General features: G+C 71.4%; 14 protein-coding genes. 6 read left to right on the top strand and 8 right to left on the bottom strand.

Annotated features, from left to right (window positions below; all coding sequences use genetic code 11):
• Nucleotides 1–42: 42 nt before the first annotated feature.
• Both CEB94_RS32300 and CEB94_RS32305 read left to right on the top strand, forming a co-directional pair.
• Nucleotides 43–1722, top strand: a complete 1680-nt coding sequence (locus CEB94_RS32300; protein ID WP_175435540.1) for an AMP-binding protein — start codon at nt 43–45, stop codon at nt 1720–1722.
• Complete coding sequence (locus CEB94_RS32305) at nt 1719–3311, top strand: AMP-binding protein (RefSeq protein ID WP_175435541.1); 1593 nt, start codon at nt 1719–1721, stop codon at nt 3309–3311. The genes CEB94_RS32300 and CEB94_RS32305 overlap by 4 nt, the downstream gene beginning before the upstream one ends.
• Here the strand turns inward: CEB94_RS32305 and CEB94_RS32310 are convergent.
• The 3 genes from CEB94_RS32310 to CEB94_RS32320 form a co-directional block, all read right to left on the bottom strand.
• Complete coding sequence (locus tag CEB94_RS32310) at nt 3203–3607, bottom strand: GNAT family N-acetyltransferase (RefSeq protein ID WP_246111976.1); 405 nt, start codon at nt 3605–3607, stop codon at nt 3203–3205. The two genes, CEB94_RS32305 and CEB94_RS32310, sit on opposite strands and share 109 nt — an antisense overlap.
• A 159-nt stretch (nt 3608–3766) precedes the next feature.
• Nucleotides 3767–4273: a GNAT family N-acetyltransferase gene (locus CEB94_RS32315; RefSeq protein ID WP_175435542.1), complete on the bottom strand. Its 507-nt coding sequence runs from the start codon at nt 4271–4273 to the stop codon at nt 3767–3769.
• A gap of 32 nt (nt 4274–4305) precedes the next feature.
• A complete protein-coding gene (locus CEB94_RS32320; protein WP_175435543.1) occupies nt 4306–5241 on the bottom strand; it encodes a hypothetical protein in 936 nt (311 codons plus the stop codon).
• A gap of 210 nt (nt 5242–5451) precedes the next feature.
• Here CEB94_RS32320 and gcl point away from each other — a divergent pair, with 210 nt between their 5' ends.
• A complete protein-coding gene (gene gcl, locus CEB94_RS32325; protein WP_175435544.1) occupies nt 5452–7236 on the top strand; it encodes a glyoxylate carboligase in 1785 nt (594 codons plus the stop codon).
• 103 nt (nt 7237–7339) lie between these two features.
• Here the strand turns inward: gcl and CEB94_RS32330 are convergent, their stop codons facing one another.
• From CEB94_RS32330 to CEB94_RS32350, 5 genes are all read right to left on the bottom strand, one after another.
• Nucleotides 7340–7957 (bottom strand): TIGR04222 domain-containing membrane protein, encoded by a 618-nt coding sequence (locus CEB94_RS32330; RefSeq protein ID WP_175435545.1) that lies wholly within the window; start codon nt 7955–7957, stop codon nt 7340–7342.
• A gap of 158 nt (nt 7958–8115) precedes the next feature.
• The gene (locus CEB94_RS32335; RefSeq protein WP_175435546.1) at nt 8116–8352 is read right to left on the bottom strand and encodes a hypothetical protein; all 237 of its coding nucleotides are present in this window, start codon (nt 8350–8352) and stop codon (nt 8116–8118) included.
• A 307-nt stretch (nt 8353–8659) separates the two neighbouring features.
• Nucleotides 8660–10117, bottom strand: a complete 1458-nt coding sequence (locus tag CEB94_RS32340) for a catalase (protein ID WP_175435547.1) — start codon at nt 10115–10117, stop codon at nt 8660–8662.
• A gap of 209 nt (nt 10118–10326) precedes the next feature.
• Nucleotides 10327–11241, bottom strand: coding sequence for a 2-hydroxy-3-oxopropionate reductase (locus CEB94_RS32345; protein WP_175435548.1), 915 nt, complete (start codon nt 11239–11241; stop codon nt 10327–10329).
• Nucleotides 11242–11266: 25 nt separating this feature from the next.
• Nucleotides 11267–12088 carry a TIM barrel protein gene (locus tag CEB94_RS32350; RefSeq protein ID WP_175435549.1) on the bottom strand — a complete coding sequence of 274 codons (822 nt, stop codon included), beginning with the start codon at nt 12086–12088 and terminating at the stop codon, nt 11267–11269.
• Between the two features lie 160 nt (nt 12089–12248).
• Between CEB94_RS32350 and CEB94_RS32355 the strand changes: the two genes are divergently transcribed.
• The 3 genes from CEB94_RS32355 to uraD all read left to right on the top strand — a co-directional run bounded on the left by CEB94_RS32355 (nt 12249) and on the right by uraD (nt 13509).
• Entirely contained in the window at nt 12249–12500 is a 252-nt protein-coding gene (locus tag CEB94_RS32355; protein WP_175435550.1) for a hypothetical protein, read from the top strand.
• Nucleotides 12497–12865 (top strand): helix-turn-helix domain-containing protein, encoded by a 369-nt coding sequence (locus CEB94_RS32360; RefSeq protein WP_175435551.1) that lies wholly within the window; start codon nt 12497–12499, stop codon nt 12863–12865. Before CEB94_RS32355 ends, CEB94_RS32360 begins: the two co-directional genes overlap by 4 nt.
• Before the next feature lie 134 nt (nt 12866–12999).
• A complete protein-coding gene (uraD, locus tag CEB94_RS32365) occupies nt 13000–13509 on the top strand; it encodes a 2-oxo-4-hydroxy-4-carboxy-5-ureidoimidazoline decarboxylase (RefSeq protein ID WP_175435552.1) in 510 nt (169 codons plus the stop codon).
• Nucleotides 13510–13515 lie beyond the last annotated feature (6 nt).

The raw sequence follows: 13515 nt of genomic DNA on the forward strand, positions 1-13515 counted from the left end.
GCTCAGAGCCGTCCGGCAATGGTCCGGTACCCAGGAGGACAGATGACATCGGCGACGGAGCTGTTCCGCGACGCGCGGGATTTCCTGCTGGAACACCGCGAGGACTACCCGACGGCCTACGAGGGCTTCCGCTGGCCCCGCCCCGAGTACTTCAACTGGGCGCTCGACTGGTTCGACGAGGTCGCCGACGGCAACGCCCGCACCGCCCTGCACCTCGTCGAGGAGGACGGCCGCGAGACCCAGCTGTCCTTCGGGGAAATGTCGGTAAGGTCGGCGCAGTTCGCCACCTGGCTGCGCGCCCGGGGCGTGCGCGCCGAGGACCGCGTCCTCGTCATGCTCGGCAACCAGGCCGAACTGTGGATCACCGCCCTCGCCGCGATGAAGCTGCGCGCGGTGGTCATCCCGGCCACCCCGCTGCTCGGCCCCGCCGACCTGCGCGACCGCGTGGCGCGAGGCCGGGTCCGGCACGTCATCGCGCGCCCCGAGGACACCGGCAAGTTCGCCGAGGTCCCCGGCGACTACACACGCATCGCCGCAGGCGCCGCCGGTGCGGTACCGGACGGCTGGCTGCCACTGGACGACGCCTACGGCGCCTCCGCGAGCTTCGTTCCCGACGGCCCGACCCGGGCGGACGACCCGCTGATGCTCTACTTCACCTCGGGCACCACCGCCCGGCCCAAGCTCGTGGAGCACACCCACACGTCGTACCCGATCGGCCATCTGTCGACCATGTACTGGATCGGCCTGAAACCCGGCGACGTGCACCTGAACATCTCCTCACCCGGCTGGGCCAAGCACGCCTGGTCCAATCTCTTCGCCCCGTGGAACGCCGAGGCGACCGTCTTCCTGCACAACTACACGCGTTTCGACGCCGTCCGTCTCATGACCGAGATGGACCGGGCGGGCGTCACCACCTTCTGCGCCCCGCCGACCGTGTGGCGCATGCTCATCCAGGCCGACCTGGCGCAGCTGCGCACCCCGCCCCGCGAGGTCGTCGCGGCCGGCGAGCCGCTCAACCCGGAGGTCATCGAGCAGGTCCGCCGCGCCTGGGACATCACCATCCGCGACGGTTTCGGCCAGACCGAGACGGCCGTCCAGGTCGCCAACAGCCCCGGCCAGCCGCTCAAGACCGGCTCGATGGGCCGGCCGAGCCCCGGATACCGCGTCGAACTCCTCGACCCCGTCTCCGGCGCGCCGGGCGCGGCCGAGGGCGAGATCGCGCTCGATCTGTCGGACCGCCCCGTCGGCCTGATGACCGGCTACCACGGCGACGCCGACCGGACGGCGGAGGCGATGGCCGGAGGCTACTACCGCACAGGGGACGTCGCCTCCAGGGATGAAGAGGGATATCTGACCTATATCGGGCGAAGTGACGACGTCTTCAAGGCCTCCGACTACAAGATCAGTCCCTTCGAGCTGGAGAGCGCGCTGCTGGAGCACGAAGCGGTGGCCGAGGCGGCGGTCGTGCCCGCCCCGGACGAGCTGCGGCTCTCCGTCCCCAAGGCCTACGTCGTGCTGGCCGAGGGCTGGGAGCCGGGCCCCGACACCGCCAAGGTCCTGTTCGAGCACTCCCGCGAGGTGCTGGCCCCCTACAAGCGCATCCGCCGCCTGGAGTTCGGCGACCTGCCCAAGACCGTCTCCGGCAAGATCCGCCGGATCGAGCTGCGTGAGGCCACGGCGGCCGGGTCGGACGCCGAGTACCGCGAGGAGGACTTCCGGTGAGCTCGTACAGCCATGGAACCGGCGAGGCGGCGCTGCTCGGCGACACCATCGGGGCCAACCTGGACCGGGCGGTGGCCGCCTGGCCGGACCGCGAGGCACTGGTCGACGTGCCGTCCGGCCGGCGCTGGACGTACGCCCAGTTCGGCGCGGCGGTCGACGAGCTCGCCTCCGCCCTGCACGCCTCCGGTATCGCCCAGGGCGACCGGGTGGGCGTCTGGGCGGTCAACTGCCCCGAGTGGGTGCTCGTCCAGTACGCCACCGCCCGCATCGGCGCGATCATGGTGAACATCAACCCGGCGTACCGCACCCACGAGGTGGAGTACGTCCTGAAGCAGGCCGGCGTGTCCCTGCTGTTCGCCTCCCTCAGCCACAAGACGAGCGACTACCGTGCGATGGTCGGTCAAGTGCGCGGGGGCTGCCCCGAGTTGCGGGAGGTGGTCTACTTCGGCGACCCGAGCTGGGAGACGCTGCTCGGGCGGGCGACCCCCGACGCGACGTACGACGAACTCTCCTGCGACGACCCCATCAACATCCAGTACACGTCGGGCACGACGGGCTTCCCGAAGGGCGCGACCCTCTCCCACCACAACATCCTCAACAACGGCTACTTCGTGGGTGAGCTGGTCGCCTACTCGGAGCAGGACCGGATCTGCATCCCGGTGCCCTTCTACCACTGCTTCGGCATGGTCATGGGCAATCTGGCCGCCACCTCGCACGGCGCCTGCATGGTCATCCCCGCCCCGTCCTTCGACCCGAAGGCCACCCTGGACGCGGTCCAGCGGGAGCGCTGCACCTCCCTCTACGGCGTCCCGACCATGTTCATCGCGGAGCTGAACCTCCCCGACTTCGCCTCCTACGACCTCTCCTCCCTGCGCACCGGCATCATGGCCGGCTCACCCTGCCCGGTGGAGGTGATGAAGCGGGTGGTCGCCGAGATGCACATGGCGGAGGTCTCCATCTGCTACGGCATGACCGAGACGTCCCCGGTGTCGCTGCAGACCCGCAGGGACGACGACCTGGAGCACCGCACGGGCACGGTCGGCCGGGTCCTGCCGCACATCGAGGTGAAGATCGTCGACCCGGCCACGGGAGTCACCCGGCCGCGCGGCACGGCGGGCGAGTTGTGCACGCGCGGCTACAGCGTGATGCTCGGCTACTGGAACGAGCCGGAGAAGACCGCCGAGGCCGTCGACGCCGGCCGCTGGATGCACACGGGCGACCTCGCCGTGATGCGCGAGGACGGCTACGTCGAGATCGTCGGCCGCATCAAGGACATGATCATCCGGGGCGGGGAGAACATCTACCCCCGCGAGATCGAGGAGTTCCTCTACGGCCACCCCAAGATCCAGGACGTCCAGGTCGTCGGCGTCCCGCACGAGCGCTACGGCGAGGAGGTCCTGGCCTGCGTCATCCCCCGCGACCCGGCCGACCCGCCGACCCTGCAGGAGCTCCGAGCCTACTGCGAGGGGCGGTTGGCGCACTACAAGGTCCCGAGCGGCGTGCGGATCCTGGACTCCTTCCCGATGACGGTGTCCGGAAAGGTGCGCAAGGTGGAGCTGCGGGAGCGCTTCTCCGGCGGGCAGAGGTAAAAGAGTTCGGGATCGCCTTCGTCCAGCCCGTGCACCAGGCCCGCCGGTTGCCAGCCCGCTGCCAGCAGCAGTCGCTGCATGGGCTGGTTGGAGACGTTGGCCGACGTGAACAGCTTGGGAGTGGCGCACTCGGCCTCGACGGCGGTGACGAGCCGGGTGGCCACTCCCTGCCGGCGGGCGCAGGGTGCGACGGTCAGCAGGGTGAGGAAGCCCTGCTCGAAGAAGGTGTATTCCAGTACGGCGTAGCCGACGGGGCCGGGGCCCCCTCTGCCAGCGTGACGAGGCCCGCTGCGCACCAGCGCCGGATGCTCGCTCGTCGGGCCTGGTCGCCCCCGGTCGCGATCGGGTCCGTCCCGGCCGGTGCGGTCCAGTCGGCCGGGTCGGCTCGGCGCAGTGTGAGCGCGCCGGGGTCTGTGTCGCCCATGGGGCGCATCGTCGCAGCGGCGGAAGCCCGTTCACAAACGCTTTCGCATGCACACCCGAGGCCGGCGGTCCAGGCCGTGCGCGGCCTCCGTCGCGAGGATCTCGCGCAGGCCGGGCGTGAGATCCGCCTCGGGGAGGGGCCGGAAGCCGAGGCGGGCGTAGTAGGGGGCGTTCCACGGGACCTCCGTGAAGGTGGTCAACGTCAGGGCGGTCAGGCCCTCCTCGCGGGCGTGGTCGGCGGCGTGGGCCAGGAGGGCGCGGCCCACGCCCCGGCGTGCGGCGCGCGGGTGGACCGAGACCTGCTCGATGTGCAGGGCGCCGTCCACGGGTTCGGCGAGGAGATAGGCGGCCGGCCGGTCCCGCTCGTCCGCCGCGACCCAGCAGCGGCCCGCCCGGCGGTAGCGCTCCAGGACGTCGAGCGCGGGCGGCTCGTCGTCGGCGATCTCCGGCATGCCGAGGTCGCGGAAGGGGGCCCCGGCGGCCCGTTCGATGTCCTGGAGGGCCGGGAGTTCGGCGGGGGCGGCGGGGCGGATGCGCATGCGGTGAGTATGCGGTGCGGTGCAGCCGGAGGTCAGGGTGCCCGGTCCTCGGAGCCGCCGGAGGCCAGCGCCTCGGCCGGGGTGTTCACCGGCCTCGGTGTGCCGGTGAGGTCCAGGACGAACAGCGGGACGCCCAGGGCGTCGGCGCGGGCCCGGGCGTCGGCCGCGTATCCGGTGAGGGAGAAGTAGAGGCATTCCGCGGACTCGGTCATGGCCGTCAGCCACAGGCACTCCACGTCCCGCAGGGTCGCCGGGCGCACGGCCGGGTCGACCTGTGCGAGGACGCCGCGGGCGGCCAGTCCGATGCCGGACGGGGGCCGCTGGTCCGCCCGGCGGACACCCCGGTAGCCGAGCCAGCGCAGATACAGCGCGGTGGCGGTGACGGCGTCGAGGGCGGTGCGGATGGTGACGGACCGGAAGGGCGGCTTGGCGGAGGCGGAGGCGATGCCGGTGGGGGCAGTGGCATCGGCGGGAGCGGCGGCGGTCTCGCGCGGGCCGGTCGTGGGGTCGAGGCCGGCGGCGGCGCGCTGGTCGTGGGTGCCGTCCTGGTCCGCTGCCGTGTCCTGCTCGCAGGTGTTGTCCTGGCCTGCCGGCGCCTCCTGGCCGGACGTCCTGCCCTGGCCGCCTGCCGTGTCCTGGCCGGTCATCCTGCTCTCGGGGGGCGACGTCCCACCGGCCGCCGCGTCCTGACCCCCGCCGGTGCGCGGGCCCTCCACCACCGCCACCCGCAGCACCACCCCGCACGCGCACCCCACCTCCGGGCGCGGCCACTCGCCGCGTCGCCCGCAGGACCCGCACCGCACCGTCACCCAGTCGTCCTGCCAGACCCGGTGCGCGACGGGCGTCGCCGAGCCGTCGCGGTCCAGTGGCGGTGCGACCGGCGCGCCGCACACGCAGGGGTACGCGGGAGCCGTGTAGCGGTGCTCGCGGTGGCAGGCCGGGCAGCGCACCGGAACGGTCTCGGCCATGGCCACTCCAGAACCGTGTCGCGTAGGGACGGCGTGCCCATCGTGCTCTCTCGGACCCCGCCCTGTCCGGCGCTTGCCGTCTCTTGACGCCCTTCACCCACCCCACATACATTCATTCCAGATAGTAGAAAACAATTTCCACAATACGGAAGAGCTCACCGCGGGGCGCGACGGGAGTGCGAATCCGACAGCCGAAGCAGGAGTAACTCGATGGCTCGAATGACCGCTGCCCGCGCGGCAGTTGAGATCCTCAAGCGCGAGGGCGTCACTGACGCGTTCGGTGTCCCCGGCGCGGCGATCAACCCGTTCTACGCGGCGCTCAAAGCCTCCGGCGGCATCGCCCACACCCTCGCCCGGCACGTCGAGGGCGCCTCGCACATGGCCGAGGGCTACACCCGTACCCGCCCGGGCAACATCGGCGTCTGCATCGGTACCTCCGGCCCGGCCGGCACCGACATGATCACGGGTCTGTACTCCGCGATCGGCGACTCCATCCCGATCCTGTGCATCACGGGCCAGGCCCCGACCGCCGTGATCCACAAGGAGGACTTCCAGGCCGTCGACATCGCCTCCATCGCCAAGCCGGTCACCAAGATGGCCGTGACCGTGCTGGAGGCCGCGCAGGTCCCGGGCGTCTTCCAGCAGGCCTTCCACCTGATGCGCTCCGGCCGCCCCGGCCCGGTCCTCATCGACCTGCCGATCGACGTGCAGCTGACGGAGATCGAGTTCGACCCGGAGACCTACGAGCCGCTCCCGGTCTACAAGCCCGTCGCGTCCCGCGCCCAGATCGAGAAGGCGATCGGGATGCTGAACGCGTCCGAGCGGCCCCTGATCGTCGCCGGCGGCGGCATCATCAACGCCGACGCCGCCGAACTCCTCGTCGAGTTCGCCGAACTGACCGGCACCCCCGTCGTCCCGACCCTGATGGGCTGGGGCCTGCTGCCCGACGACCACGAGCTGAACGCCGGCATGGTGGGCCTGCAGACCTCGCACCGCTACGGCAACGCGACGTTCCTGGAGTCCGACTTCGTCCTCGGCATCGGCAACCGCTGGGCCAACCGCCACACCGGCAAGCTCGACGTCTACACGGCCGGCCGGAAGTTCGTCCACGTCGACATCGAGCCCACCCAGATCGGCAAGATCTTCGCCCCGGACTACGGCATCGCCTCCGACGCCAAGGCCGCCCTGGAACTGTTCGTCGAGGTCGCCAAGGAACTGAAGGCCGCCGGCAGGCTCCCCGACCGCTCCGAGTGGGCCGCCGCCGCACAGGAACGCAAGGCGACCCTCCAGCGCCGCACGCACTTCGACGACATCCCGATCAAACCCCAGCGCGTCTACGAGGAGATGAACAAGGCCTTCGGCCCGGAGACCCGGTACGTCTCCACCATCGGCCTCTCGCAGATCGCCGGCGCGCAGATGCTGCACGTCTACCGGCCCCGGCACTGGATCAACTGCGGTCAGGCCGGCCCGCTCGGCTGGACCATCCCGGCCGCGCTCGGCGTCGCCAAGGCCGACCCGGAGGCATCCGTCGTCGCGCTCTCGGGCGACTACGACTTCCAGTTCATGCTGGAGGAACTGGCCGTCGGCGCGCAGCACAGGATCCCGTACGTCCACGTCCTGGTGAACAACTCCTACCTGGGGCTGATCCGGCAGGCGCAGCGGGCGTTCGAGATCGACTTCCAGGTCAACCTGGAGTTCGAGAACCTCAACTCGCCCGAGCTCGGCGTCTACGGCGTCGACCACGTCAAGGTCGCCGAGGGCCTCGGCTGCAAGGCGATCCGGGTGACCGACCCCGCCGAGCTGGGCGACGCCTTCGAGCAGGCCAAGAAGCTCGCCGCACGGTACCGGGTCCCGGTCGTCGTCGAGGCGATCCTGGAGCGCGTCACCAACATCTCCATGTCGACGACCAACGACATCGGCAACGTCGTGGAGTTCGAGGAGATCGCCACCGAACCCGGCCACACCCCGACCTCGATCAGGACGCTGAAGGTCTGACGCGCGGGGGAGCAGAGGGGCGGCCCGTCCCTGGGGACGGGCCGCCCCTCGCGCATGTCCGTACCGCGTCCCCGCGGATGACCGCTCTCACTCCCGCACGGGGTCAGCTCCCGCCGCCTCCGCAGCCGCCCCCGCCTGCGCCGCAGTAGTGGTGAGCCCCGCCCCCGCCGCCCCTGCCGGGCGGTGAGTTCTTGAGCAGGCTCCTGCCGCCCACCTCGGCCCGGCGGACCAGACCCGCCCGCAGGGCGAAGCGGGGCACCAGCAGCCGCAGGGCCGCCTCGCCGTGCAGGGCGACCAGCAGCAGCCGTTCGCCGTCGGTCAGACCGTGCCTGCTCGCCGGCAGGGGGTGGTCCTGCCGCAGGCCGCGGACGTGCCGGCGGGCGGCGCGGGTCGGCCCGAGCAGGGGATAGCGCAGCAGCCCCGCCTCCGCGAGCGGAATGCGCATGAGGGCCACCGCGAGCCGGACGGCCGGATCCTTCACCAGGTCCTTGGGGGCGGCGGGCTTGCGCAGGCAGGCGCGCACCGCGACCGCCAGCGGAGCGGGCTGCTCCTGCGCCGACGCGTCGTCCACGGCATCCGCCCGGATCGTCCCCGGCAGGTCAGCCGCCACCAGGCCCCGCAGATACAGGTCGACCACGGCGACGGTTACGGCGGCCCGCGGGCCTTCCCCCAGCAGCGCGATCTCGTGCGGCTCCAGCCGGACCGCCGTACCGTCGCTCATGGCTTCACCCCCGTACCGGGGCCCGCCGCCCCCGTGCCGGCGGGCCCCTTGTGACGAGAATGTGCCCGGCCCCGGGGGCGGTTGAAGCCCCCGGGGCCGGGTGCAGAGCTTGATTTGAGGGTGCCGTACGCAGGGTACGACCGGTGACGTAGGAGCACTCACGCCTCGTGGTGCTCCGAAAGGCCCGGCCAGTCGTCCGGGCCGCCGCCCTGCCATTCGACGAGGTCGCTGTCCGCGACATCGGTCACGTAGAGGTCGGCCAGGCGCAGGATCTCGGCGACGTCGTCGGTGTGGGTGGCGACGCCCAGCGGCTCCTCGTCCAGGGTGACCCGGCGGGAGCCGTCCAGGGCGGGGGCGTGGACCACGACATGCGGATGCTCGGTGGGAGGTGCCATGCCTTCAGGCTGCTGCGAACGGGGCGGTTCCGCACCCTGAAGCGGGCTGGCCGTCCGACGGCGCGAGGCTGGGCGCGACAGGACGTTCGCGCCGCCGGACGGGGTCTGGGGGAGGGGTGGCCCGTACTGGGACCGCGGCGGGTGCGACGGAGCCCGGAGCGGACTTCCCTCAGGTCGAGAAGCCGTTCCCGGTCCTTCACCACCGCACTGGCTCACACGCCGCCGCGGTCCGCGCCCTGACCGTGCCGTGCCCGGGGGACCACCCCTCATCCGGGTCGCCCCGGGCGGTCGGACACGGTCAGGGAGTTCAGTCCTCGCGCAGGGCGCGGACCGCCTCCTCCACGCGCCGCCCGTACGCGGGGTCGGCGGCGTGGAAGTGTGCGAGGTTCTTCTCGATCACGTCGTCGCGGGAGACCTGGGACAGGCCCCCGGCGATGTTCGCGACCAGGCGGGACTTCTCCTCGGCGGACATCAGCCGGAACAGCTCGCCGGCCTGGAAGAAGTCGTCGTCCTTGGTGTGCTGGGGCGCCGCGTGGGTGCCCGTGTGGCCGTTCACCGCCAGCGGCGCCGACAGTGGGCGGCCGGTCTCGGCGGGGCCGTCGTAGGAGTTCGGCTCGTAGTTCCTGGCGTACCGGCCCTGCGGGTTGGACGCCATGAGGCCGTCGCGGCCGTAGTTCTGCGCGGTCGTGGCGCGGGGCGCGTTGACGGCGAGCAGCGTGTGGTTGACGCCCAGGCGGTAGCGGTGGGCGTCCGCGTAGGCGAACAGCCGGCCCTGGAGCATCTTGTCGGGGGAGGGGCCGATGCCCGGCACGAAGTTGTTCGGGGAGAACGCGGCCTGCTCGACCTCGGCGAAGACGTTGTCCGGGTTGCGGTCCAGCACCAGCCGGCCCACGCGCCGCAGCGGGTAGTCCTGGTGCGGCCAGACCTTGGTCAGGTCGAACGGGTTGAAGCGGTAGTCCGCCGCCTCGGCCGCCGGCATCAGCTGCACGTGGAGCGTCCAGGACGGGTGCACGCCCCGCTCGATGGCCTGGAGCAGGTCCGTCTGGTGCGAGTTGGGGTCCTTGCCGGCGATCTCGGCGGCCTGCTCGCTGCTCAGGGAGCGGATGCCCTGGTTGGTCTTGAAGTGGTACTTGACGAAGAACGCCTCGCCCCGGCTGTTGGTCCACTGGTAGGTGTGCGAGCCGTAGCCGTTCATGTGCCGGTACGAGGCCGGGATGCCGCGGTCGCCCATCAGCCAGGTCACCTGGTGCGTGGCCTCGGGGGAGTGCGCCCAGAAGTCCCAGACGTTGTCCGGCTCCTGACGGCCCGTGAACGGGTCGCGCTTCTGCGAGTGGATGAAGTCGGGGAACTTGATCGGGTCCTTGATGAAGAACACCGGGGTGTTGTTCCCGACGAGGTCGTAATTGCCTTCCCCGGTGTAGAACTTCACCGCGAAACCGCGCGGGTCGCGTACCGCGTCCGCGCCGCCGAGCGAGTCGGCCACGGTCGAGAAGCGCACGAACACCTCGGTGCGCTTGCCGACACCGCCGAGGAAGTCGGCGTGGGTGAAGTCCGTGACGTCGTCGGTCACTTCGAAGTGGCCGTACGCGCCCGAGCCGCGGGCGTGCACCACGCGCTCCGGGATGCGCTCGCGGTTGAAGCGCGCCAGCTTCTCCAGCAGGTGCTGGTCCTGGAGCAGGAGCGGGCCGCCGACGCCGGCGGTGGCGGAGTTCTGGTTGTCGGCGACGGGGGCGCCGGACTCGGTGGTGAGCACGCGCTGCGACATCGTGACCTTCCGTACGAGAGGGCAGCGGAAAAATGTTTCCGCTTTGTGGAGCCTAGGGTCGGGGTGATCGGAGCGTCAACAGTTTGTTGAAGCGGAGGGCGTGGCTGGTACCGGGCGGCGCCGCCCCTTTGGGCGCGACAGGACAGTTGTCAGGGGCGACGCCGCCCGGGGTCTGCGGGACCCCCTGGGCTACGAGGGTCGAAAGAGGGTCAGATCTGCGCGCCGGAGAGCCGCTCCACGGCCCGCAGCAGCGCCGAGTGGTCCAGGCCGCCGTCGCCCTGCGCACGCAGGCTCGCGACCAGCTGGGCGACCACGGCACCGACGGGCAGGGCCGCGCCGACATTGCGGGCGGCGTCCGTGACGATGCCCATGTCCTTGTGGTGCAGGTCGATCCGGAAGCCCGGCTTGAAGTCGCGGCCGAGGAAGTTGTCCTTCTTGCGGGTCAGCACGGTCGAGCCGGCGAGCCCGCCGCCCAGGACGTCCAGCGCCGCCTTCAGGTCCACGCCCGACTTCTCCAGGAAGACCACGGCCTCGGCGCACGCCTGGATGTTCACGGCGACGATCAGCTGGTTGGCCGCCTTCACGGTCTGGCCCGAGCCGTGCGGACCGCACAGCACGATCGTCTTGCCGAGCGCCTCGAAGACAGGCTTCGCCTGGTCGAAGTCGGACTGCTCGCCGCCGACCATGATGGACAGCACCGCCTCCACGGCACCGGCCTCACCGCCGGACACCGGGGCGTCCAGTACGCGGATGCCCTTGTCCTTCGCGGCCTTCGCCAGGTCGACAGAGGTCTGCGGGGTGATCGACGACATGTCGATCAGCAGCGCTCCGGGCTTCACGTTTTCCAGGATGCCGTCGGGGCCGTAGGCGATGGCCTCGACCTGCGGGGAGGCCGGGACCATCGTGATGACGACGTCGGCGTCCTTCACGGCCTCGGCGATCGAACCGGCGGCGGTGCCGCCGGCGGCGGCCAGGCGGTCCAGCTTGTCCCGCTCCAGGGTGAAGCCGGTGACCTGGTAGCCCGCCTTGATCAGGTTCTCGGACATGGGGGAGCCCATGATGCCGAGGCCGATCCACGCGATCGCCGGGCGGGCCGGGTGGGAGGAAGCTGCGAGTGTGCTCATGATGGGGTGCCTTTCGGTACGGGGGTCAGCGGGGCAGCCAGTCGAAGGCCTCGGCGCTCGGGCGGTCGCCCGGCTTGTACTCGAGGCCGACCCAGCCGTCGTAGCCCGCCTTGTTCAGCTGGTCGAGGAGGTCTTCGAGGGGCAGCGAGCCCGTGCCGGGGGCGCCGCGGCCCGGGTTGTCGGCGATCTGCACGTGCCCGGTCTTGGCGGCGAACCGCTCGATCACCGACGGGAGGTCCTCGCCGTTCATGGACAGGTGGTAGAGGTCCATGAGGAAGCGGGCATTGCCCAGTCCCGTCGCCTCGTTGACCCGGTCGACGACCTCCACGGCCGCCGGGGCCGACACCAGCGGGTACAGCGGCGACTCGGGCCGGTTCAGCGCCTCGATCAGCAGGATCGCGCCGATCCGGTCGGCGGCCCGGGCCGCGAGGGTCAGGTTCTCCAGGGCGAGCGCGTCCTGCTCGGCGGGGTCCACGCCCTCGACGCGGTTGCCGTACAGCGCGTTGAGGGCCGTGCAGCCCAGGGAGGCGGCGAAGTCGGCGGCCACGTCGATGTTGGCGCGGAACCGCTCCGACTCCTCGCCGGGGACCGAGAGGGCGCCGCGGTCCGGGCCCGGGAGCTGCCCGGCGTAGAAGTTCAGGCCGGTGAGCCGGACGCCGGCGTCCTCGATGGCGCGCTTCAGGGCGTCGGGCTCGGATCGCTCGGGGACGGGTGAGTCGACCCAGGGCCACCACAGCTCGACCGCGGTGAAGCCCGCCGCGGCGGCGGCCGCGGGGCGCTCCAGGAGGGGGAGCTCCGTGAAGAGGATCGACAGGTTGACGTTGAAGCGCTGGTCTGCGAATCCCATCGGGGCGGCGCTCCCTTCCGTGTCGTCCATGGTGCGTCGCCCATGGCACTTATTCCGCATAGTGGAATCTGTCTTCTGCTTAACGGAAGATTGCCTGCGAGGTGCGAGGGCTGTCAAGAGGGGCTGCCGGAAAGTCCGCCCCGCGCGTTAGGTTGAGCGCGTGCGACTGAGAGTGGAGTTCACGACCGAGCCGTTCGACCTGGACGAGGCGCCCGCGCACGCGGTGGTGGCCCGCGAGGTCGTGGAGGCCGCCGAGCTGGACGCCGTGGACGTCGGCCCGTTCGGCAACACCGCGCAGGGCGGTGCCGACGCGGTGCTCACCGCCGTGGACGCCCTGCTCCGCAAGACCCTGGAGGCCGGCGCCACCCGGGTCACGCTCCAGGTCAACGTCGTCGAGGAGGGCGAGGCGTGAGCGGCGCGGGGGACGAGCCGTTCATCGCGGCTGTGAAACCCCTGGTCGACGCCATGGGCGGCGAGATGATCCCGCCCGACGAGGCCGGCCCCGACGACGTCGTCCTGGCCTGGCAGGGCGAGGACGCCGTCGCCGTACGGCTGCCGCAGCTCGCCGACTCCCTCGATCACATCCTGGCCGCCATGGAGCGCCGCAAGGGTATGCCGCTGGCCGATCTGGACCGCAGGGCCAAGCAGGAGGTCGTACGGATACTCGAGGCGCGCGGCGCCTTCTCCGTACGGCACGGCGTGGAGACCGTGGCTAGCGCCCTCGGCGTCAGCCGCTTCACCGTCTACAACTACCTCAATCGCGAGAAGGGGGCCTGACCGGACCCGCGCAGCACCGGCCCGGTTTCACGCCACCGAATTTTCAACAAACTGTTGACGTGCTGTCGCGGGAGGGCGTTAGCTATCGGCACGCCCGTTCAGCACGAAGGCCGTATCCGGCCACGGAGGCTCCCGTGACGTCCACTTCCACGCCGCCGGGCCTGGCCCGGTTCAACACGCTCGAGGAGCACGCGGCGTTCACCGCGCTCCACGAGGCGTGCGCCTCCACGGCGTGGGCGAAGCGCCTGCTGGCCGCCCGCCCCTACGCCACCTGCGAGGACCTGTACGCCGCGAGCGACGCCGCGATGGCGGAGCTGACGGCGGCGGACCTCGACGAGGCGATGGCCGGCCACCCGCCCATCGGCCGCCCCAAGCCCGGCGACCCCACCTCGGCCCGGGAGCAGCGCGGCATGGCCGGTGCCTCCGACGCGCTCAAGGCGGAGATGCTGGAGCTGAACCTCGCCTACCAGGAGACGTTCGGCCATGTCTTCCTGATCTGCGCCACCGGCCGGACCGGGGAGCAGATGCGCGACGCGGTCAGGGAACGGATCGGCAACACGCCGGAGCGGGAGCGGGAGATCGTCCGCACCGAACTGGGGAAGATCAACCGCATCCGTCTGGCCCGACTCGTCGAAGAGGACTGACAGCAG

It is taken from the genome of Streptomyces hawaiiensis, from assembly GCF_004803895.1.
Lineage (GTDB): Bacteria > Actinomycetota > Actinomycetes > Streptomycetales > Streptomycetaceae > Streptomyces > Streptomyces hawaiiensis.

Coding starts and splice junctions, on each gene's coding strand:
- CEB94_RS32335 (WP_175435546.1), bottom strand. CDS start 8,352: ATGGCACCTCCCACCGAGCATCCGCATGTCGTGGTCCACGCCCCCGCC.
- CEB94_RS32320 (WP_175435543.1), bottom strand. CDS start 5,241: ATGGCCGAGACCGTTCCGGTGCGCTGCCCGGCCTGCCACCGCGAGCAC.
- CEB94_RS32330 (WP_175435545.1), bottom strand. CDS start 7,957: ATGAGCGACGGTACGGCGGTCCGGCTGGAGCCGCACGAGATCGCGCTG.
- CEB94_RS32315 (WP_175435542.1), bottom strand. CDS start 4,273: ATGCGCATCCGCCCCGCCGCCCCCGCCGAACTCCCGGCCCTCCAGGAC.
- CEB94_RS32345 (WP_175435548.1), bottom strand. CDS start 11,241: ATGAGCACACTCGCAGCTTCCTCCCACCCGGCCCGCCCGGCGATCGCG.
- gcl (WP_175435544.1), top strand. CDS start 5,452: ATGGCTCGAATGACCGCTGCCCGCGCGGCAGTTGAGATCCTCAAGCGC.
- CEB94_RS32340 (WP_175435547.1), bottom strand. CDS start 10,117: ATGTCGCAGCGCGTGCTCACCACCGAGTCCGGCGCCCCCGTCGCCGAC.
- CEB94_RS32300 (WP_175435540.1), top strand. CDS start 43: ATGACATCGGCGACGGAGCTGTTCCGCGACGCGCGGGATTTCCTGCTG.
- CEB94_RS32350 (WP_175435549.1), bottom strand. CDS start 12,088: ATGGGATTCGCAGACCAGCGCTTCAACGTCAACCTGTCGATCCTCTTC.